This is a genomic window from Mycolicibacterium pulveris (assembly GCF_010725725.1).
GTDB classification, from domain to species: Bacteria; Actinomycetota; Actinomycetes; order Mycobacteriales; family Mycobacteriaceae; genus Mycobacterium; species Mycobacterium pulveris.
Genome location: NZ_AP022599.1, coordinates 742753 through 764940, shown reverse-complemented (window position 1 = coordinate 764940; position 22188 = coordinate 742753). Strand labels below are relative to the sequence as shown.

The 22188-nt window shown below is 67.0% G+C and carries 26 protein-coding genes; 16 read left to right on the top strand and 10 right to left on the bottom strand.

Annotation, left to right across the window (positions count from 1 at the left end; all coding sequences use genetic code 11):
• Positions 1–34: 34 nt before the first annotated feature.
• The gene (locus tag G6N28_RS03975) at positions 35–553 is read right to left on the bottom strand and encodes an Rv3235 family protein (protein WP_163897198.1); all 519 of its coding nucleotides are present in this window, start codon (positions 551–553) and stop codon (positions 35–37) included.
• A 203-nt stretch (positions 554–756) separates the two neighbouring features.
• Here G6N28_RS03975 and G6N28_RS03970 point away from each other — a divergent pair, with 203 nt between their 5' ends.
• From G6N28_RS03970 to G6N28_RS03950, 5 genes are all read left to right on the top strand, one after another.
• Positions 757–2166: a WS/DGAT/MGAT family O-acyltransferase gene (locus G6N28_RS03970; protein WP_163897196.1), complete on the top strand. Its 1410-nt coding sequence runs from the start codon at positions 757–759 to the stop codon at positions 2164–2166.
• A 60-nt stretch (positions 2167–2226) separates the two neighbouring features.
• Positions 2227–3963: a BCCT family transporter gene (locus G6N28_RS03965; RefSeq protein ID WP_163897194.1), complete on the top strand. Its 1737-nt coding sequence runs from the start codon at positions 2227–2229 to the stop codon at positions 3961–3963.
• 9 nt (positions 3964–3972) lie between these two features.
• On the top strand, positions 3973–4470 hold the full coding sequence (locus G6N28_RS03960) for a DUF6912 family protein (RefSeq protein ID WP_163897191.1): 498 nt from the start codon (positions 3973–3975) through the stop codon (positions 4468–4470).
• A 114-nt stretch (positions 4471–4584) separates the two neighbouring features.
• Entirely contained in the window at positions 4585–5721 is a 1137-nt protein-coding gene (locus G6N28_RS03955) for a ferredoxin reductase (RefSeq protein WP_163897189.1), read from the top strand.
• 73 nt (positions 5722–5794) lie between these two features.
• A complete protein-coding gene (locus G6N28_RS03950) occupies positions 5795–7033 on the top strand; it encodes a fatty acid desaturase family protein (protein WP_163897187.1) in 1239 nt (412 codons plus the stop codon).
• A gap of 61 nt (positions 7034–7094) precedes the next feature.
• Here G6N28_RS03950 and G6N28_RS03945 read toward each other — a convergent pair whose 3' ends face one another.
• The 3 genes from G6N28_RS03945 to aroA form a co-directional block, all read right to left on the bottom strand.
• Positions 7095–7742, bottom strand: a complete 648-nt coding sequence (locus tag G6N28_RS03945) for a class I SAM-dependent methyltransferase (RefSeq protein ID WP_163897185.1) — start codon at positions 7740–7742, stop codon at positions 7095–7097.
• 102 nt (positions 7743–7844) lie between these two features.
• Positions 7845–8825 carry a ribosome small subunit-dependent GTPase A gene (gene rsgA / locus G6N28_RS03940; RefSeq protein ID WP_163897182.1) on the bottom strand — a complete coding sequence of 327 codons (981 nt, stop codon included), beginning with the start codon at positions 8823–8825 and terminating at the stop codon, positions 7845–7847.
• A complete protein-coding gene (gene aroA, locus G6N28_RS03935) occupies positions 8822–10126 on the bottom strand; it encodes a 3-phosphoshikimate 1-carboxyvinyltransferase (RefSeq protein WP_235674715.1) in 1305 nt (434 codons plus the stop codon). Before aroA ends, rsgA begins: the two co-directional genes overlap by 4 nt.
• Before the next feature lie 68 nt (positions 10127–10194).
• Between aroA and G6N28_RS03930 the strand changes: the two genes are divergently transcribed.
• The 6 genes from G6N28_RS03930 to G6N28_RS03905 all read left to right on the top strand — a co-directional run bounded on the left by G6N28_RS03930 (position 10195) and on the right by G6N28_RS03905 (position 13874).
• On the top strand, positions 10195–10977 hold the full coding sequence (locus G6N28_RS03930) for an SOS response-associated peptidase (RefSeq protein ID WP_163897178.1): 783 nt from the start codon (positions 10195–10197) through the stop codon (positions 10975–10977).
• 82 nt (positions 10978–11059) lie between these two features.
• Positions 11060–11296, top strand: a complete 237-nt coding sequence (locus tag G6N28_RS03925) for a hypothetical protein (RefSeq protein ID WP_163897176.1) — start codon at positions 11060–11062, stop codon at positions 11294–11296.
• Complete coding sequence (locus G6N28_RS03920) at positions 11293–12153, top strand: oxygenase MpaB family protein (protein WP_163897174.1); 861 nt, start codon at positions 11293–11295, stop codon at positions 12151–12153. Before G6N28_RS03925 ends, G6N28_RS03920 begins: the two co-directional genes overlap by 4 nt.
• On the top strand, positions 12150–12398 hold the full coding sequence (locus G6N28_RS03915; RefSeq protein ID WP_163897172.1) for a hypothetical protein: 249 nt from the start codon (positions 12150–12152) through the stop codon (positions 12396–12398). Before G6N28_RS03920 ends, G6N28_RS03915 begins: the two co-directional genes overlap by 4 nt.
• A 55-nt stretch (positions 12399–12453) precedes the next feature.
• The gene (locus G6N28_RS03910) at positions 12454–13029 is read left to right on the top strand and encodes a TetR/AcrR family transcriptional regulator (protein ID WP_179962165.1); all 576 of its coding nucleotides are present in this window, start codon (positions 12454–12456) and stop codon (positions 13027–13029) included.
• Entirely contained in the window at positions 13029–13874 is an 846-nt protein-coding gene (locus tag G6N28_RS03905; protein WP_163897168.1) for an enoyl-CoA hydratase/isomerase family protein, read from the top strand. Before G6N28_RS03910 ends, G6N28_RS03905 begins: the two co-directional genes overlap by 1 nt.
• Before the next feature lie 5 nt (positions 13875–13879).
• On the opposite strand, the gene G6N28_RS03900 is transcribed toward G6N28_RS03905, so the two are convergent.
• From G6N28_RS03900 to ybaK, 3 genes are all read right to left on the bottom strand, one after another.
• A complete protein-coding gene (locus G6N28_RS03900) occupies positions 13880–14725 on the bottom strand; it encodes an acyl-CoA thioesterase domain-containing protein (protein ID WP_235674454.1) in 846 nt (281 codons plus the stop codon).
• Between the two features lie 2 nt (positions 14726–14727).
• A complete protein-coding gene (locus G6N28_RS03895) occupies positions 14728–15585 on the bottom strand; it encodes an SDR family oxidoreductase (protein WP_163897164.1) in 858 nt (285 codons plus the stop codon).
• A 186-nt stretch (positions 15586–15771) separates the two neighbouring features.
• A complete protein-coding gene (gene ybaK, locus G6N28_RS03890) occupies positions 15772–16269 on the bottom strand; it encodes a Cys-tRNA(Pro) deacylase (RefSeq protein ID WP_163897162.1) in 498 nt (165 codons plus the stop codon).
• Between the two features lie 248 nt (positions 16270–16517).
• Between ybaK and G6N28_RS03885 the strand changes: the two genes are divergently transcribed.
• Both G6N28_RS03885 and rsrA read left to right on the top strand, forming a co-directional pair.
• A complete protein-coding gene (locus G6N28_RS03885; protein ID WP_179962164.1) occupies positions 16518–17177 on the top strand; it encodes a sigma-70 family RNA polymerase sigma factor in 660 nt (219 codons plus the stop codon).
• A complete protein-coding gene (gene rsrA, locus G6N28_RS03880; protein ID WP_163897158.1) occupies positions 17174–17482 on the top strand; it encodes a mycothiol system anti-sigma-R factor in 309 nt (102 codons plus the stop codon). Before G6N28_RS03885 ends, rsrA begins: the two co-directional genes overlap by 4 nt.
• Here the strand turns inward: rsrA and G6N28_RS27400 are convergent.
• Entirely contained in the window at positions 17479–17571 is a 93-nt protein-coding gene (locus G6N28_RS27400) for a 50S ribosomal protein bL37 (RefSeq protein WP_090355725.1), read from the bottom strand. The two genes, rsrA and G6N28_RS27400, sit on opposite strands and share 4 nt — an antisense overlap.
• Positions 17572–17739: 168 nt before the next feature.
• On the opposite strand from G6N28_RS27400, the gene G6N28_RS03875 reads away from it, so the two are divergent.
• Both G6N28_RS03875 and G6N28_RS03870 read left to right on the top strand, forming a co-directional pair.
• Complete coding sequence (locus tag G6N28_RS03875) at positions 17740–17955, top strand: biotin/lipoyl-binding carrier protein (protein ID WP_163897156.1); 216 nt, start codon at positions 17740–17742, stop codon at positions 17953–17955.
• Between the two features lie 39 nt (positions 17956–17994).
• The gene (locus tag G6N28_RS03870) at positions 17995–19482 is read left to right on the top strand and encodes a two-component system sensor histidine kinase PdtaS (RefSeq protein WP_163897154.1); all 1488 of its coding nucleotides are present in this window, start codon (positions 17995–17997) and stop codon (positions 19480–19482) included.
• A gap of 194 nt (positions 19483–19676) precedes the next feature.
• Here the strand turns inward: G6N28_RS03870 and G6N28_RS03865 are convergent, their stop codons facing one another.
• Positions 19677–19931, bottom strand: coding sequence for a WhiB family transcriptional regulator (locus G6N28_RS03865; protein WP_046753276.1), 255 nt, complete (start codon positions 19929–19931; stop codon positions 19677–19679).
• 240 nt (positions 19932–20171) lie between these two features.
• A complete protein-coding gene (locus tag G6N28_RS03860) occupies positions 20172–21137 on the bottom strand; it encodes a diacylglycerol/lipid kinase family protein (protein WP_163897151.1) in 966 nt (321 codons plus the stop codon).
• A gap of 157 nt (positions 21138–21294) precedes the next feature.
• On the opposite strand from G6N28_RS03860, the gene G6N28_RS03855 reads away from it, so the two are divergent.
• Entirely contained in the window at positions 21295–22149 is an 855-nt protein-coding gene (locus tag G6N28_RS03855) for a 3-hydroxybutyryl-CoA dehydrogenase (protein WP_264072552.1), read from the top strand.
• Positions 22150–22188: the final 39 nt, after the last annotated feature.

The following is a 22188-nucleotide window of genomic DNA, read 5'->3' as shown; positions in this document are numbered from 1 at the left end:
CGGGCTGGGCGAGCTTCGCAAAAACCCTATCGGCTCAGCCGATCTGGATGGCGACTATGCGCCATCGGTCCTGTATCAAAGCGATGCGCGCGGCGAGTGCGCGTACCCGCTGTCCGCGGGTGTAGGTGCCGAACACCTCAGCGGCCGGGGTGCTCGAGCCGTCATCGACCATCCGCAGCCGGATCCGCTGCAGGCGGGCAGCGGTGCCTTTTCCGCCGTGGCGGGTGGTCTCGTGCGATGACCGAGCCATGGCGACGACGATGTCGGTCAGTTCTGGTGCCAGGATCGGGCGCAGCTGCCCGACGGGCCTGCGCCGGTCGATGATTTCGAGCAGTCGCCGCAACGCCGCGTCGGCGAAGACGACGGCGGCCCGGGGAGGTGCGCAGTCGCGTGAGGAACCGGGTGCCGCGCGAAGGGGTCGAGGCGTGTGGCGGCGCAGCGCTTCATGATTCGGGGCAGGACAGGCAGACCGGCCGGAGGGCGGTGGCTCGTAGTCGATGACCGGCGAAACCAGCGCCGTATCGGTGACGGACGACGTGCGCGCGATTGTCATCGAAAGGCTCTCCAACGGTGGACGTGACAGGACACGTCTGCCGGAGAGTCGCAGACTCCTTCATGATCGCACGGTTCACGGGGGCCGCCACGCACCTGTGATGCGACATGGCCGCACAGCCGGATAACGTTGCGACATCCGATACTGGCCGCGCCGGAAGCGCTGCTGACCGCACACACATCACGGGGAGGAGCCGCGTCGCGATGGTGACCAGGTTGTCGGCGTCGGACGCGGCCTTCTACCAACTCGAGAACAGTTCGACCCCCATGTACGTCGGGTCGCTGGCGATCCTGCGCAAGCCGCGGAGCGGGCTGAGCTATGAGACCCTGCTGGCCACGGTCGAGCAACGCCTTCCGCAGATTCCGCGGTACCGCCAGAAGGTGCGTGAGGTGACGTTGGGGCTGGCCCGGCCGGTGTGGGTCGACGACCGCGATTTCGACATCACCTACCACATTCGCCGCTCGGCGTTGCCGTCGCCGGGCAGCGACGCGCAGCTGCACGAGCTCATCGCCCGGCTCGGCTCACGGCCGTTGGACAAGTCGAGGCCGCTGTGGGAGATGTACCTCATCGAGGGCTTGGCCAAGAACCGCATCGCGCTCTACACCAAGTCGCACCAGGCGCTGGTGAACGGGATGACCGCGCTGGAGATCGGGCACGTCATCGCCGACCGCACGCAGAAGCCGCCGCAGTTCGGCGAGGACATCTGGATTCCGGCCCGCGAGCCCAGCGACCGTCAGCTGCTGCTCGGCGCGGTGGGCGAGTGGATCACCCGTCCCGCCGAGCAGCTCGGCGCGGTGCGTTCGGCGGTGGCCGAGGCCGCCACCAACGCCGGTCAATGGGTCGAGGTGGGCCGCCGGTTCATCGACGTCGCGCGCACCGTCGCCCGCGGTAACGCGCCGAGCAGTCCGCTCAACACCACGGTGTCGCGCAACCGGCGGATCACCGTGGCCAGCGGCAAGCTCGAGGACTACCGGATGGTGCGGGCCCGTTATGACTGCGACGTCAACGATGTCGTGCTCGCGGTCATCGCCGGCGCGTTGCGTAACTGGTTGATGTCGCGTGGGGAGCCGGTGACCGCGTCGACCACCGTGCGGGCCATGGCGCCGATGTCGGTGTATCCGGATGCCGAACTGGACACCGGCGGGCCCGGACAGGCGATCAGCGAGGTGTCGCCGTTTCTGGTGGATCTGCCCGTCGGGGAGGGCAACGCGGTGATCCGGCTGTCGCAGATCGCGCACGCCACCGAGTCCCATCCGACCGCGGCCAGCCTCGTCGACGCCAGAACCATCGTCACGTTGTCGGGGTTCGCCCCACCGACGTTGCACGCCATGGGAATTCGGGTGGCGACGAGTTTCTCGGCGCGACAGTTCAACCTGCTGATCACCAACGTGCCCGGCGCGCAGAGCCAGATGTACATCGCGGGGGCAAAGCTGCTCGAGACGTACGCGGTGCCGCCGTTGCTGCACAACCAGGTGCTGGCCATCGGAGTCACGTCGTACAACGGCATGGTCTACTACGGCATCAATGCCGACCGCGACGCGATGAGCGACGTCGGCGTGCTGCCGTCGCTGATCTCCGAGGCCCTCGACGAGTTGCGTGAGGCCGCACAGTAAACCCCGTTGCTCACCAGGACATTTGATTTCGCGGCCGCTACGCGGTCGAATGGTTCGTCGATGACGACAAGTCCAGAACGAAGCAAACCCGCTGAGCGTGTCGGCGCGCCCCTGAGGTCGCCGACCGACGAAGTGGTGCCGCACCCGGTGCTCGACGTGCCCGTCGAGGGCGCGGCCTACCGGCGCTCGCGGGGGGTGGACTGGGTCGTCTTCGGCGTCACCGCCGTCATCGCGGTCAGCTTTTTGCTGTGGGGCTTCCTCAACACGCAATCGTTGGCCACCGCATCCGACAACGCCCTGAGTTGGGTGATGAACAACACCGGCTGGTTGTTCGTGCTCACCGCGTCGGGGTTCGTGCTGTTCGTGTTGTGGATCGCGGTCAGCCGGTACGGCAACATCCCGCTCGGCCGCGACGACGAAGAGCCGGAATTCCGCACGGTGTCGTGGATCGCGATGATGTTCAGCGCCGGGATGGGTATCGGCCTGATGTTCTTCGGCGTCAGCGAACCGCTGTCGCACTTCGTGACGCCGCCGCCCGGCACCGGCCCGCCGGGCAACCCCGAGGCCGTGCAGAACGCGATGGCCACCACGCTGTTCCACTGGACACTGCACCCGTGGGCCATCTACGCGGTGGTCGGTCTGGCGATCGCCTATGGCGTCTACCGCAAGGGCCGGCTGCAGCTGATCAGCGCGGCGTTCGAACCCCTGCTCGGGTCGCGGGCCAACGGCGGGTGGGGCAAGTTGATCGACATGCTGGCGATCTTCGCCACGCTGTTCGGCTCGGCTGCCTCGCTCGGACTGGGTGCGCTGCAGATCCGCAGCGGTCTGCAGATCGTCAGCGGGATCGGCGAAATCGGCAACGCCGTGCTGATCATCATCATCGCGATCCTGACCTGTGGGTTTGTTCTGTCCGCGGTTTCGGGTGTGGCCAAAGGCATTCAGTGGCTGTCCAACATCAACATGGTGTTGGCTCTCTTCTTGGCGGCGTTTCTGTTCGTCGTCGGCCCGACCGTGTTCATCTTGAACCTGGTGCCCACCTCGGTCGGCAGCTATCTGCAGGACCTGGCGATGATGTCGGCGCGCACCGGCGCCGAGGGCGCCGAAGTGAACGCTTGGCTGCAGTCGTGGACGGTCTTCTACTGGGCGTGGTGGATCTCCTGGACGCCGTTCGTCGGCATGTTCATCGCCCGGATCTCCCGTGGGCGCACCATTCGGCAGTTCGTCGCCGGCGTGCTGTTCGTGCCGAGCGTGGTGTCGCTGATCTGGTTCTGCGTGCTGGGCGGTGCCGCGATCAGCCAGCAGCAATCGGGGGTCGACCTGGCCGGGGAGGGCAGCCTGGAAGAGCAGCTGTTCAGCACCCTCGAGCAGTTCCCGTGGGCGACGGCGATCAGCATCCTGGTGATGGCATTGGTGGCGATCTTCTTCGTCTCCGGGGCCGACGCCGCCTCGGTCGTGATGGGCTCGCTGTCCGAGCGGGGCACGATCAAACCGACCCGGCCCACGGTCATCTTCTGGGGTGTCGCGACCGGCGCGGTCGCGGCGGTGATGCTGCTGGTCGGTGGCGCCGACGCCCTCAACGGGCTGCAGTCGATCACGATCATCGCGGCGGTGCCGTTCGTGGTGGTGATGGTCGGGCTGGCCGTCGCGCTGGTCAAGGATCTGCGCAAGGATCCGATGATGGTGCGTCAGCGCTACGCCATGGAAGCGGTCAACGACGCCGTGATCAGCGGCGTCACCCAGCACGGCGACGATTTCGTCATCGCGGTGCAGAAGGACCCGTCGGCCGACAAGGGATAACCTCACCAGGTGCGTGTCTACGTCCCGGCGACCATCGCCATGTTGCAGCGGCTCGTCGCTGACCAAATGCTGCACGCCCGCAACGGAACTGCGTTCGCGGTGACACCCACGCTCCGGGAGGCGTACTCCGAGGGCGACGACGACGAACTCGCCGAGGTGGCGCTGCGGGAAGCTGCGCTGGCGTCGCTGCGGCTGCTCGGCGGGGAGAACGAGGGTGATCTTCCGCCGCGACGGGCGGTGTTGGTCGCCGACGTCGAAGAGGCCACCGCCCGTCCCGACCTCGACGACGCGGTGGTGCGGTTGGCAGGCCCGGTGGCGCTGGCCGACGTGGTCGCCGCCTACGTCGACAACGCCGACGCGGAGGACGCCGTGCGCGCGGCGATCGAGGCCGTCGACGCCGCCGACCTCGGCGACGAAGACGCCGATCTCGTCGTCGGCGACGCCCAGGACCACGACCTGGCCTGGTATGCATCGCAGGAGCTGCCGTTCCTGCTCGAGCTGCTGTAGCCGGCCGCCGGTTGTGCGGTTTCATACGCGACTCGCCGCGGCGAGCGTATGAAACCGCACTGTCGCGAATTCGGAGTAGATACGGGACCGTAGGTTACGGTAGCGTAGGTTGCCGTGGCCAAGAACTACGTCAAAGTCTCGGCCAACGTCGCCGACACCGTCCGACCGACTGTCGCGGGTGCTGAACGGCATCCGGTCCTGCATGCACTGCGCACGGTTGCCGCGCGGGTTACCTTTCCGCTGCTGCCCGACGACTATCTTCAGCTCGCCAACCCGCTGTGGTCAGCGCGAGAGCTGCGGGGTCGGGTGGTCGGGGTACGCCGGGAGACCGTCGACTCGGCGACTTTGGTCATCAAGCCCGGATGGGGCTTCTCCTTCGACTACGAACCGGGCCAGTACATCGGCATCGGGGTCCTGGTCGAGGGCCGCTGGCGGTGGCGGTCCTACTCGTTGACGTCGAGTCCGGTTGCCGCGAAGAAGACGATCACGATCACGGTCAAAGCCATGCCCGAGGGGTTTCTGTCGACCCATCTGGTCAGCGGAGTAGCGCCTGGCACGATCGTGCGACTGGCCGCGCCGCAGGGCAATTTCGTCATGCCCGACCCCGCCCCGCCCAAAGTGCTGTTCCTCACCGGAGGCTCGGGCATCACCCCCGTGATGTCGATGCTGCGCACGCTGGTGCGTCGCGACCAGATCACCGATATCGTCCACTTGCATTCGGCGCCAACGGAATCAGACGTGCTGTTCGCGACCGAGCTGGAGAAGTTGGGCGCCGCGCACGCCGGCTACTCGCTGCGGCTGCGCGCCACCCGAAAGCAGGGGCGCCTGGATCTGTCGCGGCTGGCCGACGAGGTTCCCGACTGGCAGGACCGCCAGACGTGGGCCTGTGGGCCCGAGGGGATGCTGGACGAGGCAGCGCGGGTCTGGGACGCCGCCGGGGTGGGCTCGCGCCTGCATCTCGAGCGTTTCGCGGTGTCGAAGGGTCAGGTGCACGGGCAGGGCGGCACGGTGGAGTTCGCCCGCAGCGGCAAGTCGGTCACCGTCGACGCCGCGACGCCGTTGATGGAGGCCGGCGAGCAGGTGGGTATCCGGATGCCGTTCGGCTGCCGGATGGGCATCTGCCAGTCCTGTGTGGTCGGTCTGCTCGACGGGCACGTGCGGGACCTGCGTTCGGGCGTCGAACACGAACCGGGTAGCCGGGTGCAGACCTGCATCTCGGCGGCATCGGGAGATTGTGTGCTCGATGTCTAGAATTCACCGCGTGCGAACCTACGGTTGGGTAGGTTACGGTAGCGTAGGTCCACGAAGGGAGGGATAGCGGTATATGGCGATCACCGACGTACCGGAGTTCGCGCATCTGACCGATGCCGACATCGAGAGCTTGGCCTTTGAGCTCGACGCGATCCGTAGAGACATCGAAGACTCCCGCGGCGAGCGCGATGCGCGCTACATCCGGCGCACCATTGCCGCGCAGCGCACCCTCGAGATCGCGGGCCGGGTCATTCTGGCCGCCAGTTCGCGCCGATCGGCGTGGTGGGCAGGCACCGTGACGCTCGGCGTGGCCAAGATCATCGAGAACATGGAGATCGGCCACAACGTCATGCACGGCCAATGGGATTGGATGAACGATCCCGAGATCCATTCCTCGACCTGGGAATGGGATATGAGCGGGGCCGCCAAGCACTGGCGGTTCACCCATAACTTCATGCACCACAAGTACACGAACATCCTCGGCATGGATGACGACGTGGGCTACGGTCTGCTCCGGGTGACCCGCGACCAGAAGTGGAAGCCGCACAACGTTTTCAACCTGTTCTTCAACACGATGCTGGCGACGTTGTTCGAGTGGGGCGTGGCGCTGCAGCACCTGGAGATCGGCAAGATCGCCAAGGGCCGCGACGACCGCAAAGCCACGATGAAACGGCTGCGGGAGTTCGGCGTCAAGGCAGGCAACCAGGTAGTCAAGGACTATGTCGCGTATCCAGCGGTGACGTCGCTGTCGCCGGGTGCGACTTTCAAGTCGACGCTGAAGGCCAACGCCGTTGCGAACATCATCCGCAACGTGTGGTCCAATGCGGTGATCTTCTGCGGCCATTTCCCCGACGGCGCAGAGAAATTCACCAAGACGGACATGGCGGGCGAGAGCAAGGGCCAGTGGTACCTGAGGCAGATGCTCGGCAGCGCCAACTTCGAGAACGGTCCGGTGCTGCGGTTCATGAGCGGCAACCTGTGTCACCAGATCGAGCATCACCTGTATCCGGATCTGCCGAGCAACCGGCTCCACGAGATCTCGATCCGGGTGCGCCAGATCTGCGACAAGTACGACTTGCCGTACACCACGGGCTCTTTCCTGGTCCAGTACGGCAAGGCGTGGCGCACCATCGCGAAACTGTCGTTGCCGGACAAGTACCTGCGTGACACCGCTGACGACGCACCCGAGACGCGTAGCGAGCGGATGTTCGCGGAACTGGAACCGGCCCAGCGTCGGGGGCTGAAGTCCTCGATCGCCGCCGTCAGGGCTCGCCGTCGCGAAAGGCGCCTCGCCGCGAGCGTGCGCGTCTGAGGGCGACACGCCGTCGAACAGGCGAACTTTACGCACGCTCGCGCCCGTACAGCCGTAGGGCTCACCCGCAGTTCTGCGCCATCAGGAACGCGTGTGGGGTGGATTCGAAGCCGTCGTCGTTGGGTTCGCGCACCAAACCGGCGTAGGGCATGAAGCCGATTTCCTCCAACAGGAGTGCGACGGCGTCGGGCTGTCTGCGATAAAACGTCAACGACACATGCTCGCCGAACATCTCGCTGAGCTCGCGAGGTTGTTCGCCCACTTGGAATGCGAGCAACAGCCAGCCGTTCGGGCACAGCACCCGGCGAAACTCGGTGAAGACATGGGCCAACAGCTCGTCGGGTATGTGGATCACCGAGTACCACGCACAGACGCCGTGCACCTGATGGTCGTCGAAGTCCAGGCTCGTCATCGAACCGACGTGAAACGGCAGACCGGGATTGCGCCGTCGGGCCTCGGCAATCATGTTGGGCGACAGGTCGATACCCACCGCATCCAAGCCGTGGTCGGTGAGCATTCGGGTGGTGGCGCCGGTGCCGCATCCTACGTCCGCAATGACGCCGCCGCGGTCGACCAGCCCGGCGAAGCCGGCGAGCATCGCGCGGTCGAGCGGCTTGTCGTGGAGATGCTCGTGAAAGTTCTCGGCGTACGGCTTGGCGGTCAGGTCGTAACCGTGACGCGTGCGTTGCAGGAAATCCGGTTCGGTCACGCGCGAACCCTACGGCGCGCAGCGGGCGCGAGCGTGCACAAACTCGGCGAAATGCACGGCGTGTCGTCCTCTGACACGCACGCTCGCGCCAGGATCACCGGGTCATCTCTCGCGCAGGACCGCAAGAAGTCGTCGAGCCGCCGCGGCCCGCCCGGCCGCCGGTCCCGACAAGGTGTCCAGCGCGCACTCCGGGTCCGCGGGCGGGCCCATGTGACCGCAGCCGCGCGGACACTCCTTGACCGCCTCGGCCAGATCCGAGAACGCCAGCACCACGTCGTCGGGCTCGATGTGGGCAAGCCCGAACGAGCGGATGCCCGGCGTGTCGATCACCCACCCGCCACGGCTGAGCGGCAGCGCCACCGACTGGGTCGACGTGTGCCGTCCCCTGCCGATGTGGGTCACTTCGGCGGTCGCCCGTTCCGCCTCGGGCACAAGGCGATTCACCAGGGTCGACTTTCCGACGCCGGAGTGTCCGAGCAGCACCGTCACCTTGTCGACCAGCAGCGCCTCGACGTCGTCGAGGGGGTCGCCTCGTCCGGCGGTCACCACGGTGAGGTCGAGGTCCGCGAACTGCGCCGCGAACGGTTCCGGTGGGGCCAGATCCGTTTTGGTCAGACACAGGATCGGCGTCACACCGCCGGCATAGGCGGCGATGAGCGCGCGTTCGACCAGGCCGGTGCGCGGCGGGGGGTCGGCCAGCGCCACCACGATCAACAGCTGATCCGCGTTGGCGACGATGACACGCTCGGTGGGATCGGTGTCATCTGCGGTGCGCCGCAACACCGTTCGGCGTTCTCCGCGACGCACGATGCGCGCCAGGGTGTCCGGCTTGCCCGACAGATCGCCGACGACCCCGACCTGGTCGCCGACGACGATCGGGGTGCGGCCGAGTTCACGGGCGCGCATCGCGGTGACGCGCCGGTTCGGATCACCGCCGAGCGCGCAACCCCAGCGCCCGCGGTCGACCGTCACCACCATCGCCTCCTGCGCGTCGGCGTGGTCGGGTCGGATCTTGGTTCGCGGTCGCGAGCCCCGACCGGGTCGTACCCGCACGTCGGACTCGTCGTACTCGCGATGGATCAAGCGCCCGTCCCGGCATCCAGTGCCTGACCGGACATCATGTCGGCCCACAGTTTCGGGAAGTCCGGCAACGTCTTCGACGTCGTCTCGATGTCCTCGACCCGCACGCCCGGTACCCGCAGCCCGACGATGGCGCCGGCCGTTGCCATCCGGTGGTCGGCATAGGACCGCCACAGCCCACCGCGCAACGGCCGAGCTGTGATCACCAGCCCGTCCGGCGTCTCCTCGCACTGCCCGCCCAGGCCGTTGATCTCCGCCGAAAGCGCCGCGAGCCGATCGGTTTCGTGACCGCGCAGGTGTGCGACACCGCGAAGGCGCGACACCGACCCTTCCGATGCCAGCGCCGCCAACGCGGCCACCGCCGGCGTCAGTTCGCCGACTTCGTTGAGGTCGATGTCGATGCCGTCGAACGTCTGCGGACCCCGTACCTCCAGGTGCGAATCGCTGTGCTGTACAACCGAACCCAGCTTCTCGAGAATCCTGATGATCGTGTCTGCGGGCTGGATGCTGTCCCGCGGCCACCCGGTGATGCGCACCGTTCCGCCGCTGACCACCGCCGCCGCCAGAAACGGCACGGCGTTGGACAGGTCGGGCTCGATCACCCAGCGCCGCGCCGCGACCGCGCCGGGGGACACCCGCCACCGGTTGGGCTCGCCGTCGTCGACGTCGACCCCGGCAGAACGCAGCATCGTCACCGTCATCGCCACATGCGGCGCCGACGGCACCGTCTCACCGGTGTGCACGACCGTCACACCCTCGGTGAACGCCGCCCCGCACAACAACAGCCCCGAGACGAACTGCGACGACGCCGACGCGTCGATCCGCACCGTGCCGCCGGCCACCGCTCCGGTGCCGCGCACCGAGAACGGCAGCCCGTCGCCGTCGATCTGCACGCCGAGACCGCGCAGCGCGTCGAGCAGCGGAGCGATCGGGCGGACGCGCGCCTGCGCGTCACCGTCGAAGGTGATCGTCGCGGTGCCCAGCGCGGCGACCGGGGGGACGAAGCGCAGCACGGTGCCCGCCAGGCCGCAGTCGATGCGGGCGCCCTCGCGTGGGTCGATGGCGCCGCTGACGGTCAACTCGTCGTTGGTGCCCTCGATCGTGACGCCCAGCGCCTGCAGCGCAGCGATCATCAGGTCGGTGTCACGGCTGCGCAGCGCGCCGCGGATGGTCGACGAGCCCTGACGTGTCGCCAGCGCCGCGAGGATCAGCGCCCGGTTGGTCAGTGATTTCGAACCCGGCACGGCGACGGTGGCATGCACGGGACTCGACGTCGAGGGTGCCTGCCAGGTGCTCACGGCTATATCCTGCCTGATCCCGCCCGACCCCTGCCTGATCCCGCTGATCCCGCCTGTCTGCCACCATGGGTCTTATGTGCGGACGATTCGCGGTGACCACAGATCCGGCGCTGCTGGCCGAGAAGATCAAGGCGATCGACGAGACCACGGCGGCCCAAAAAGACGCCGCCGGGCCCAACTACAACGTCGCGCCGACGACCACGATCAGCGCGGTGGTCAAGCGCCACACCGACCCCGACGACGAGGCGATGCGCCGGATCCGGTCGATGCGCTGGGGGCTGGTGCCGCCGTGGGTCAAGGCGGCGAAGGACGGCGGCCCGGAGACCAAGGGTCCGCTGCTGATCAACGCGCGCGCCGACAAGGTGACGACGTCGCCGGCGTTTCGGAACTCGGCGAAAAACAAGCGCTGCCTGGTACCGATGGACGGCTGGTACGAATGGCGGCCCAACGGCGAGCTGGCGTCGGGCAAGAAGGCGCCGAAGACGCCGTTCTACATGTACGGCGCCGACGGGGAGCCGTTGTTCATGGCGGGGTTGTGGTCGACGTGGCGGCCGCGCGACGAGTCCGCGGGTTCGTCCTCGGCCGCGCCGCTGCTGAGCTGCACGATCATCACCACCGACGCTGCCGGGCCGCTGGCCGAGATCCATGACCGCATGCCGCTGAGCATCAGCAAGAGCGACTGGGATCGGTGGCTGGATCCCGATGCCCCGATCGACGAGGGCCTGCTGCGTGGGCACGGGGACCTGGACCGGATCGAAATTCGTCAGGTCTCCCGGCTGGTCAACAGCATCCGCAACAACGGCCCGGAGCTGATCGAGCCGGCCGAGCCCGAACCCGAGCAGGCCACGCTGCTGTAGGAACTTTCATTCACTTCGCTGCGAAACAGAACCAAGCCTTCGGCCTGAAACCGGCCTGCCGAACATGAATGACGATTAACATATGGGCGTGATCACCGCAGTTCGCAAGGTGTTGGCCTTCGAGATGACCATCGCCGAGTGGATCGGCACGGCGATCATGCTCGCCGTGCCCTACCTCGTCGTCGGAGCGGTCTGGACGGCCTTTCACCTCGACTACATCAACGCCATCAACCCCGCCGGCGTGAACCGGGTGATCGCGCTCCTCGGCTCGGTCGCGACATGGCCGGTGCTGCTCTTCTCCACCGTGTGCATGACATGACGACCGCCAATCGCATCACCATCGCCAGACGCACCGCGCGCTGGGACACCGAACCGGTCACCGCCGCCGACGCGATGGACTTCTGGGCGTTCGCCGCGGGGGCTGCCAACGTGATCATGCAGCTCTCACGGCCGGGGGTGGGATACGGCGTCGTCGAGAGCAAGGTCGACTCCGGAAACCTGCTGAAACATCCGTGGAAGCGGGCCAGAACGACGTTTCAGTACCTGGCGGTCGCGGTGCTCGGAAAACCGGAGGACCGTGCGGCGTTCCAGGAGGCGGTCAACGAGTCACACCGGCACGTCAAGTCCACCTCCGACAGCCCGGTGCGCTACAACGCGTTCGACCGTGATCTTCAAATGTGGGTGGCGGCATGCCTTTTCGTCGGGCTGGAAGACACCTACCAACTGCTGCGCGGCGAGATGACGCCCGAACAGGCCGAGCAGTTCTACCGATCCGCATGGACGCTGGGCACCACGCTGCAGGTCAGCGAGGATCAATGGCCGCCCACCCGCGCGGGATTCGACGACTACTGGAACGAGGCGTGCCGGCAGGTACAGATCGACGACCGGGTCCGTGACTATCTGCTCGAGATGCTGAACCTGCGGATGATCAATCCGCTGCTGGGCCTTCCGTTCCGGCCGCTGTTGAAGTTCCTCACCGCCGGTTTCCTCGCACCGGTCTTTCGGGACGCGATGGGCATCAAGTGGAGCGACTTTCGGCAGCGCCAGTTCGAACGGCTGTTTCTGCTCGTCGCGTTCGCCAACCGGTTCCTGCCGGTGTTCATCCGCCAGGGCGGCAGCTACATCCTGCTCGCCGACGTCCGCCGTCGGGTCCGACAGCACCGCGCGCTGGTGTGACCGTGTGGCGCCGGGTGCTGAGCCGACGGGTGAGTGTCGAGGCGATGATCGAGCTTGCGATGTGGCTCGCGATTCCCTACCTGCTGATCGGGCTGGTGTGGGCGTTCTTCGACGCCGAGCAGGTGCGCGCCATCGAGACCGCGCTTCAGACCCGGCTGCCCGCGGGCGCCGACATCGCGGCGTTTGTGCAGACCACATTGCTCTGGCCACTGCTGCTACTCGGTACTGACATCTGCATGGCCTGAACACCTTGACAGAGGATTCCTCTGTATAGCTAGAGTAATCCTCGTGCCCCGGAAGATGGACGCGCGGAGCCGGTTGCTCGCCGTGGCGCGACGGCGGTTCGCGGCCGAGGGCACCCTGTCGGCCACGCTGGATCAGGTGCGACGCGAGGCCGACGTCAGCGTCGGCGCGCTCTATCACCACTTTCCGGACAAGCTCTCGCTGGCCACCGCTGTCTACGCGGAGTTGATCGGTCAGTACCAGGGCGGGTTCATCGAAATGCTGCGCGCCCACGACACCGCCGAAGGCGGTATCCGCGGCGGGGTGACCTACCACCTGGACTGGGTCGCCACGCACCGGGGCGAAGCAGCGCTGCTGCTCGGAGACCGCCTCGACAGCCAACAATTGCGCGAGGCCAACGCGGCGTTCTTCGGCTCGGTGCGCGACTGGTGGCGTCCCCATCAGCGCTACGGAATGTTGCAACCGATGCGCATCGGCATCTCCGCCGCGCTGTGGTTGGGCCCGGCGCAGGAGTTCAGCCGCTTCTGGATCTCGGGCACCGAGCCGACGATGCCCGAAGATGCGGTCCGCGCCTTTGCCGATGCCGCCTGGGCGGCGTTGCGCGGCAAGGAAAGTCAACGAAAGGATTCGTGATGACACGGTCAGGCTCGTTGTACCAGACGATGGTCGCTTCCGGTGATGACCCCGACGCGCCACGGCGTGTGCGCGTCGAGCGGCGCGATGACAGGGCGGTGGTCACGCTCGACGAACCCCACCGGCTCAACGTGTTATCCGCCCCGCTGGTGCGCCAACTGCGTTGTGCGCTCAGGGATCTCGATGCTGATCCGGATGTCCGCTCGGTGGTGCTGACGGGCGCGGACCCTGGATTCAGCGCGGGCGGTGACCTGAAGATGATGGACGCCGCCGTGGAGCAGCTCGACGCACCCGAAGGCGTGGCCGACGTGTGGCGCTGGATTCGACGTGAGTTCGGCGGCATCGCCCGGCTGATCGCCGGATCAGAGACCGTGTTCGTGGCCGCGCTCAACGGGGCGGCGGCTGGCGTCGGGCTGGCATGGGCGCTGACGTGCGATCTGGTGATCGCCAGCGAGCGGGCGGAGATCGTGCCGGCGTTCGGGCGGCTGGGCCTCATCCCCGAAGTCGGCGCCAGTTGGGCGTTGACGCGGCGACTGGGATATCAAGGGGCGTTCGCCTACTACCTGCGCGGCGAACACATCGACGCGCACACCGCGTACCGGATGGGGCTGGTGCAGGAAGTGGTCACCCACGACCGCCTGATGGAGGCGGCCGACGAATGGTGTTCGCGCATCAGCGAAATGCCTCCGCACGCGGTCGCGATGGCGAAACCGCTGTTGCGCGCGGCGTCGGACGCGAACTGGGCCGACGCGCTCACCCTCGAGGAGTTCGCCGAGCCGACCTGCTTCACCACGGCCGCGTTCGCCGACAGCGTGCACAGCATGCTGAACCGGGAAGCCGATTGAGGCCGTCAGCGGACCAGGCCCTGCGACGTCATCACCGCCAGCAGCGATCCGTCGTCTGCGCGCAGCGAGCCGTAGGCCGAGACACCGCTGGTGGCAGCGGATCCCCGGCCCTCGAACAGCCGCCAGCTAGTCGACGGCAGCAGGTGGGCGCCGGGCTGCCAGATGATGCTGAGATCAAGGCTCAACAGCCAGGCCTCCACGAAACCGGTGACCTGGCCGGGGGAGTCGAACAGATGGGCGTCGGCGTGCAGCACGTCACCGATCTGCGGATGACGCAGCGGATCCTGGTCGGCGTCACCGTCGTCGACCTTCACCCACAGTGCGACCTCCGGTCGACCCCGATGGAACCGCTTCAGGCTGTCGGGGTAATCCACGCCGCGCCGGTGCGCGAACCGCAGTGGCGCCCACTGGTCGCGCAGCCATTCCAGCGACGTGCCTTCGGCGGGATCCGGCAGCGGCGTCGTCGCGGTTCCGTAGCGTTCGAACGGAACCGGAGCGTCGACCGACGGCGGCCCGAGCCACCCGTCGGCCAACCAGCTGCTGGCGATGAGGATGGTGCGGTCTGCCTGGTTGATGGTGACCTCGACCGCCTCCGCGGCCTTGCCGCCCCTGATCGTTCGCGCGGACAGCTCGAGCGGCCCGGGCACGCCCCCCTCCACGAACGTCACCGACAGCGACGCCGCCGCGGGTCTGCCGCTGTGGGCGACCACCGCGGCGAGCGCCAGGGCCGACGTGTAGCCGCCGAACGCGCGGCCGTCAAAACACCAGTGCTCCGGCAGTTCGCGCGAATACCGGCTGGTCTGCCCGTCGTGTCGCCCGCCGTCGAGCTCGAAATCGCTGCCGTCCAACACTTTTACGGGCCGGTGTAGCCCGGCGGGTCGGGCGTGTCCACCCACAGGTCGACGCCCAGTTCGCTCCCCGGAACGCAGTCGTACACCGACAGGTCGCTGACACCGGATTCCAGCAGCACGTCCTCGCACAGCAGGCTGTTGCCGGTGTACTCGCGGGACGGCTTGGTCAGCACGACGTAGGCGGAGTCGGCGTAGACCTCGGGCTTGCGGGCGCGGGCCATCGCCTCGTCACCGCCGAGCAAATTCTGCACCGCGGCGGTGGCCACCATGGTGCGCGGCCACAGCGTGTTCGACGCGATTCCCTGCTCGCGCATCTCTTCGGCGATCGCCAACGCGCACAACGACATCCCGTACTTGGCCATCATGTACGCGGTCGGTTTCAGCCACTTGGGCTCAAGGCGGATCGGAGGCGACAACGTCAGGATGTGGGGGTTGTCGCGGCCGATCATGTGCGGAATGCAGGCTTGGGAAACCGCGTACGTGCCGCGCACCTGGATACCGTTCATCAGATCGAACCGCTTGAGCGGCACCTCGGTGATCGAGCCCAGGTTGATCGCCGAGGCGTTGTTCACACAGATGTCGATGCCCCCGAACTGCTCGACCGTTTTGGCGACCGCGGCGGTCACCGCGTCGCCGTCGCGGATGTCGCCCACGATCGGCAGCGCCTGCCCGCCGGCCTCCTCGAGTTCCTTGGCCGCGGTGTAGACCGTGCCGGGCAGCTTGGGGTGCGGCTCGGCGGTCTTGGCGATCAACGCGATGTTGGCGCCGTCGGCGGCGGCGCGCTTGGCGATCGCCAGCCCGATCCCGCGACTGGCCCCGGAGATGAACATGGTTTTCCCGGACAACGGTGCTTGTGCCATGGGCTCACCTTAGAACTCCCGCGTCGCGCCGGTGGCGTGCCGTCGTCCTGCGGTGGTCAGCCGGCGGCCCCGCGTCGCGCTGGGGCCGGCCGCCGAGTGTGGGCTTGCGTCACGCGTTCGCGCTTGACGCGTGCGGGTAACCCACGTTCGCCGGGATGGTGGTCGGGGTTGGAGGCGCCGGGGTGCTCACGCTTGGATGTCGGCGATGACGGCGCCGGTCAGGCGGATGAGGTCCTGTGGATGCACCGCGACCTCCCAGCCGCGCTTGCCCGCGCTGACCAACACCCGATTCCACCGCAACGCCGAGGCGTCGACCACGGTGGGCAGCGCCTTACGCTGGCCGAACGGCGATAGCCCCCCGACGACGTAGCCGGTCGCCCGTTCGGCGGCGGCCGGTTCGGCCATCGTCACCTTCGACACCCCCAGAGCCGCGGCGGCCGCCTTCAGCGACAGTTTCGACGGCACCGGCAGCACCGCGACCCCGAGCCCTTTGGGCAACGCGTCGGAGGCCACCACCAGGGTCTTGAACACCTGGTCGGGATCGGCCCCCTCCACGCGAACCAGTTCTTGCACCGCTTCCTCGCCGTAGGACTCGCGGCGGGGGTCGTGGTCGTACTGAAGCACCTCGTGGGGGATCCCCGCGGTCAGCAGGGCAGTGATCGCCGGGGTCGCTGCGCGTGCCATCGGCCCAGAATAATGCCGGTGCGTGCGCGGACATCGCGGGTGTGAGCTGGGAACATCTGCGGGTGGTCCTGCTGTTATTCGGAGCAGACCCGGCGCTGTTGGGCGGCCGGGCTGATGTCGGTCTGTACCTCTAGGATTGGATGAAGGGGGTCTAGGTGCCCACGATGGCCGTGGACGTGCGGATACGTCCCGAGTTTTTGGCTAGCCTGTTCGGCGGCACCGCGACAGAAGGGACGGTGTTCCCCACGATGACCGACTCCGACGGCACCGCGCGCGATGGCGCGCCCGACACGTCGGCGCCCGAACGTCAAGAAACCGATGAAGAGCTGACGGCCCGGTTCGAGCGCGACGCGATTCCGCTGCTCGACCAGCTGTACGGCGGTGCGCTGCGGATGACGCGCAACCCCGCCGACGCCGAGGACCTGTTGCAGGAAACCATGGTCAAGGCCTACGCCGGCTTCCGCTCGTTTCGTGAGGGCACGAACCTGAAGGCCTGGCTGTACCGCATCCTGACCAACACCTACATCAACACCTACCGCAAGAAGCAACGCCAGCCGGCGGAGTATCCGACCGAGGAGATCACCGACTGGCAGCTGGCGGCGACCGCCTCGCATTCCTCGACAGGGCTGCGGTCAGCCGAGGTGGAGGCGCTGGAGGGGCTTCCCGACAGCGACATCAAGGAAGCGTTGCAGGCCCTGCCGGAGGACTTCAGGATGGCGGTGTACTACGCCGACGTGGAGGGCTTTCCATACAAGGAGATCGCCGAAATCATGGACACGCCGATTGGCACGGTGATGTCCCGGTTGCACCGGGGCAGGCGTCAGCTTCGGGAACTGCTGGCCGACGTGGCCCGCGACCGCGGCTTCATCCGGGGACAGCAGGACACACCTGAGGAGGTGTCGTCATGAGCGAACGCTCGGATGCCAGCGAACGCTGGAAGCCGCCCGTGGGTCCGGTGGACCCCGACCATCCCGAGTGTGCCGCTGTGATCGCCGAGGTGTGGATGCTGCTCGACGGCGAATGCACCCCCGAAACCCGCGACAAGCTCAAGCAGCACCTCGAAGACTGCCCCGCGTGTCTACGGCACTACGGCGTCGAGGAGCGCGTCAAGCGATTGATCGCGAAGAAATGCGGGGGTGAGAAGGCGCCCGAGAGCCTTCGTGAGCGGCTGCGCATCGAGATCAGCCGCACCACCATCATCCGCCGGGGTTAACGCACCGACTTCGAGCCGGCGTTGGGCCGCTTGCCGTGGTTGGCTTTCGTGTGCTTGCGGTCACGCTTCTTCCGGCCACGTTTGGCCATGATTGTTCCTCCGTGTAGGTCAGGGGTCTGGGAGATCCGCCGCCGGCGGACACAGCCATGCCATTGTGGCATGGCCCGCCGACACCGCCGTCGGCGCGGGTTGTGGTTCGATAGGACCCGGCAGGCAGCCGAAACGGGATGCCCAGGACATACTCCGAAGGGGTGAAGATGGCCGAGGATGTTCGCGCGGAAATCGTGGCCAGTGTGCTCGAGGTCGTGGTTAACGAAGGCGATCAGATCGGCGAGGGCGACACCGTGGTGCTGCTGGAGTCGATGAAAATGGAGATCCCCGTGCTGGCCGAGGTGGCGGGCACGGTCAGCAAGGTCAACGTGTCCGTCGGCGACGTGATCCAGGCCGGCGATCTCATCGCGGTGATCAGCTGACGCCGACGTCGGCTGTTCGCACCGCCGGAGTAAACCCCGATGTCGACTCTCGGTGAACTGCTTGCCGAGCACACCGTGTTGCCCGGCAACGCGGTCGATCATCTGCACGCGGTGGTGGGTGAGTGGCAGCTGTTGGCCGACCTGTCCTTCGGCGACTTCCTGATGTGGGTCCGCCGCGACGACGGCATGCTGGTCTGCGTGGCGCAGGTGCGGCCCAACACGGCGCCGACGGTGCTGCTGGCCGACGCGGTCGGCACATTGGCCGCACCCTCGGACATGCCCGTGGTCGCCGCAGCGTTCGATTCGGGCAGTATCGGCGTGGGAGACGGTGCCGGACAACCAGTTTCGTCCGGCCTCAACGTCGAGGCGGTGCCGGTGCGGTACAACAACGAAGTGGTGGCTGTGCTCACCCACCAGACGGCGTTGGCCTCGCGGAAAGCCAGTCCGTTGGAAAGCGCCTACCTCGACTGCGCGGGCGATCTGCTGCACATGTTGTCCGAGGGCACCTTTCCCAACGTCGGTGATCTCGCGGTGTCGCGGTCCAGTCCGCGCGTCGGGGACGGCTTCATCCGCCTTGACGAGGGCGGCGTGGTGGTGTTCGCCAGCCCCAACGCGATATCGGCGTACCACAGGATGGGGCTGCCCGCTGACCTCGAAGGCCATGACCTCGTCGAGGTGACGCGTCCGCTGATCTCAGACCCCTTCGAGGCCGAGGAGCTCGCCGAGCACGTCCGTGACTCGCTGAGCGGCGGATCGAGCATGCGCATGGAGGTCGACGCGGGCGGGGCGGCGATCCTGGTGCGCACGCTGCCGTTGGTTGTGCACGGCAAGCCCGTCGGCGCGGCAATGTTGATCCGCGACGTCACCGAGGTCAAGCGTCGCGACCGCGCGCTGCTGTCCAAGGACGCCACCATCCGTGAGATCCACCACAGGGTGAAGAACAACCTGCAGACCGTGGCGGCGTTGCTGCGCCTGCAGGCCCGGCGCACCAGCAACGTCGAGGGCCGCGAGGCGCTGATGGAATCGGTGCGGCGGGTGTCGTCGATCGCGCTGGTGCACGACGCGTTGTCGATGTCGGTGGACGAGGAGGTCAACCTCGACGAGGTCATGGACCGGATCCTTCCGATCATGAACGACGTTGCGACAGTGGACAGTCCGATGCGCATCACCCGCGTCGGCGACCTCGGCGTGCTCGACGCCGACCGAGCCACGGCGCTGATCATGGTCATCACCGAGCTGGTGCAGAATGCCATCGAGCATGCCTTCGACGGGTCCACCGGGCAGGGTTGCGTGACGATCCGCGCCGAACGCTCGGCACGCTGGCTCGACGTGATCGTGCACGACGACGGTCGTGGTCTGCCCGAAGGCTTCAGCCTGGAGAAGTCCGACCGGCTGGGCCTGCAGATCGTGCGGACGCTGGTCTCAGCGGAACTGGATGGCTCGTTGGAAATGCACGACGGGCCCGGCGGGGGGACGGAGGCGGTGCTGAGGGTACCGATCGGCCGCCGCGGCCGAGCCGCGCAATGAGGTGGGGCGGCCGAGCCGCGCAATGAGGTGGGGCGGCCGAGCCGCGCAATGAGGTGGGGCGGCCGAGCCGCGCAATGAGAGTTCGCTATTGCGCGAAATGGTTTATTTAAAGCGCGAAGGACCCTAATTGAATTCGCACGAATTACGGCCCCGATTTTCATCGGGGCCGTAAATCAATTGATCTTGTGCTGCGGTTAGACGCTGCTGCGGGCCCTGGTGCGGGCATTACGTCGCTTGAGGGCGCGCCGCTCGTCCTCGCTCATTCCACCCCACACTCCGGCGTCCTGTCCGGACTCCAAAGCCCAGGTGAGGCACTCTGTCGTGACGGGGCAGCGATTGCAGACGAGCTTCGCGTCCGCGATCTGTGCAAGCGCCGGCCCGCTGTTTCCCACCGGGAAGAACAGTTCCGGATCCTCGTCCCGACAGACCGCCTTGTGGCGCCAATCCATAGTTATAACTCTCCTTACATGTGCGCAGCGGGGCGCACGAGCTTTTCTTCGGCTGTCAACGCGTGCACAGGAAATATTTCTGCACTGCTGTTGCATCCGATGCTTTCACAGGCTGGACAGATGTCAATACTCATGAGTTAACAAGTGCGCAATCTCACTACGGGCGGTCGTTAGCAGAGCCTTCGATCGGTTGTACTAAGCTGGACCCACCTGCGCCCTTATCCGGCAGGGAGAATCCAATTACTGCAGGTCAAAGGCAGTTTTTGCCGGGGGTGCCAGCACGCCCAGCGCGTCAGCAACGGCGGTGAACGTCATCGCATCGCGCGGACCCAGATAATCGCCGTCGATCTGGCACGAGACGGCCGTGTCGCTCGTCACACGCAGCCACGGCAGATCGTCGTCACGGATCAGGTGCTTGGCTTCGATGCGGGGCCGCCGCGACAACATCCGTCGCACCAGCCGCAGGTTCGCCCACACGTTCATGCTGGTGGTGGCGAACACACCTAGGCCGGTCTCGAAACTTGTCGTCGGGTTTGTCCAGACCGGCCGGCTGTTGGCGTAGGTCCACGGGCTGGCGTTCGACACGAAAGCGAAATGCACGCCGGTAACCGGTGCCCGGTCGGGAAGGTGCAGCGTCAGCGACGGCTCCTTGCGGGTGCTCGCCAGCACCTCGCGAATCGCGACACGGACGTAGCGGGACGCGGTGACCTTGCGTCCCTTGCTGCGCTGCGCCTCGACGGCGGCAACGACATCGCCGTCGACACCCATGCCCGCGGTGAACACCGCCCAGCGTTCGCCACAGTCCATCAGTCCGATCCGCCGCCAGCTCTTGCGACGCCGGTAGCTCGACAGCAGGTCGATGAGCTGATTGGTCGCCTCGATCGGATCCGGGCTGATGCCCAAGGCCCGGGCGAACACATTGGCCGAGCCGCCGGGAACGACGCCGACAGCCGGCGCGGCGGCCCCTGGGCCGCCGACCTCGAGGATGCCGTTGACCACCTCGTTGACCGTGCCGTCACCACCGTGCACGATCAGCACGTCGACGCCGCCGCGGGTGCTGTCGCGGGCGATCTCGATGGCGTGACCGCGGTGATCGGTGTGCGCAACGGTCAGCTTGACCCGGCTTTCCAGCGCGTGGGCCAACAGGTCGCGCCCGGCCGGAGTCGTCGACGTCGCATTCGGGTTCACGATCAGGACGGCGCGCACGAGGCCTGAGCCTAGCCGGACGACCGGCGCGGCCGATGTGCGACTGAGCCGACCTCCGGCGCTGCCTGGGCGTCAGCCGCCGGGCTGCGCTTGATTACGATGACGACCACGTCAGGGCCCGGCTGCGGCCGGAGCATGCCCTCCGAAGGGAGCGAACGTGGAGAAAGCCGTAGGGATCATCGGCGGCGGCATCATGGGTTGCGGCATCGCGGAGGTATCGGCTCGTGCGGGCATCGAGGTGGTGCTGCGCGAGATCAACAAAGAGTTGATCGACGCGAGCATTCGCCGGCTCGACACCTCGCTGGACGCCGCGGTGCGCAAGAACAAACTCACCCAAAACGAGCGCGAGGACATCCGGAGACGCATCCGATTCACCGAGAGGCTCGAGGACCTCGCCGATTGCGATCTGGTGGTCGAGGCCGTGGTCGAGGACCCCGCGGTGAAGACCGAAATCTTCGCCGCGCTCGGCAAGATCGTGCGGCCCGATGCGCTGATCACCAGCAACACGTCTTCGATTCCGATCATGCAGCTGGCCGCCGCCACGGACCGTCCGGAACGCGTCCTCGGGCTTCACTTCTTCAACCCGGCGCCGGTGATGCCGCTGGTCGAGATCATTCCGTGTCAGGTCACATCGGACGAAAGCCTAAGCCGTGCAAAGGCGTTCGCTGACAAACAATTGGGCAAGACCGTGGTCACGGCCAAGGATCGCGCCGGCTTCATCGTCAACGCGCTGCTGATTCCCTACCTGCTCTCGGCGATCCGCATGGCCGACGCCGGTCTCGCCAGCCCAGAGGACATCGACAAGGCGATGGTCGGCGGCTGCAACCACCCGATGGGTCCGCTCGCGCTGACCGACCTCATCGGGCTCGACACCACGATGGCGGTGGCCGAGTCGATGTACGCCGAGACCAAAGAGCAGTTGTACGCCCCGCCGGCGCTGTTGTTGCGCAAGGTCGAGGCCGGCGAGCTCGGCCGCAAGAGCGGACGCGGGTTCTTCACCTACACCAAATAGGTGCGAGGGCCGGCCCCCGCGTCGGTCGGTAACCTACGG

Coding starts and splice junctions, on each gene's coding strand:
- ybaK (WP_163897162.1), bottom strand. CDS start 16,269: ATGGCACGCGCAGCGACCCCGGCGATCACTGCCCTGCTGACCGCGGGG.
- G6N28_RS03965 (WP_163897194.1), top strand. CDS start 2,227: ATGACGACAAGTCCAGAACGAAGCAAACCCGCTGAGCGTGTCGGCGCG.
- G6N28_RS03975 (WP_163897198.1), bottom strand. CDS start 553: ATGACAATCGCGCGCACGTCGTCCGTCACCGATACGGCGCTGGTTTCG.
- G6N28_RS03875 (WP_163897156.1), top strand. CDS start 17,740: ATGGCCGAGGATGTTCGCGCGGAAATCGTGGCCAGTGTGCTCGAGGTC.
- G6N28_RS03930 (WP_163897178.1), top strand. CDS start 10,195: ATGTGCGGACGATTCGCGGTGACCACAGATCCGGCGCTGCTGGCCGAG.
- G6N28_RS03905 (WP_163897168.1), top strand. CDS start 13,029: ATGACACGGTCAGGCTCGTTGTACCAGACGATGGTCGCTTCCGGTGAT.
- G6N28_RS03925 (WP_163897176.1), top strand. CDS start 11,060: ATGGGCGTGATCACCGCAGTTCGCAAGGTGTTGGCCTTCGAGATGACC.
- G6N28_RS03970 (WP_163897196.1), top strand. CDS start 757: ATGGTGACCAGGTTGTCGGCGTCGGACGCGGCCTTCTACCAACTCGAG.
- G6N28_RS03910 (WP_179962165.1), top strand. CDS start 12,454: ATGGACGCGCGGAGCCGGTTGCTCGCCGTGGCGCGACGGCGGTTCGCG.
- G6N28_RS27400 (WP_090355725.1), bottom strand. CDS start 17,571: ATGGCCAAACGTGGCCGGAAGAAGCGTGACCGCAAGCACACGAAAGCC.
- G6N28_RS03920 (WP_163897174.1), top strand. CDS start 11,293: ATGACGACCGCCAATCGCATCACCATCGCCAGACGCACCGCGCGCTGG.
- G6N28_RS03865 (WP_046753276.1), bottom strand. CDS start 19,931: ATGGATTGGCGCCACAAGGCGGTCTGTCGGGACGAGGATCCGGAACTG.
- G6N28_RS03950 (WP_163897187.1), top strand. CDS start 5,795: ATGGCGATCACCGACGTACCGGAGTTCGCGCATCTGACCGATGCCGAC.
- rsrA (WP_163897158.1), top strand. CDS start 17,174: ATGAGCGAACGCTCGGATGCCAGCGAACGCTGGAAGCCGCCCGTGGGT.
- G6N28_RS03885 (WP_179962164.1), top strand. CDS start 16,518: ATGACCGACTCCGACGGCACCGCGCGCGATGGCGCGCCCGACACGTCG.
- G6N28_RS03895 (WP_163897164.1), bottom strand. CDS start 15,585: ATGGCACAAGCACCGTTGTCCGGGAAAACCATGTTCATCTCCGGGGCC.
- G6N28_RS03870 (WP_163897154.1), top strand. CDS start 17,995: ATGTCGACTCTCGGTGAACTGCTTGCCGAGCACACCGTGTTGCCCGGC.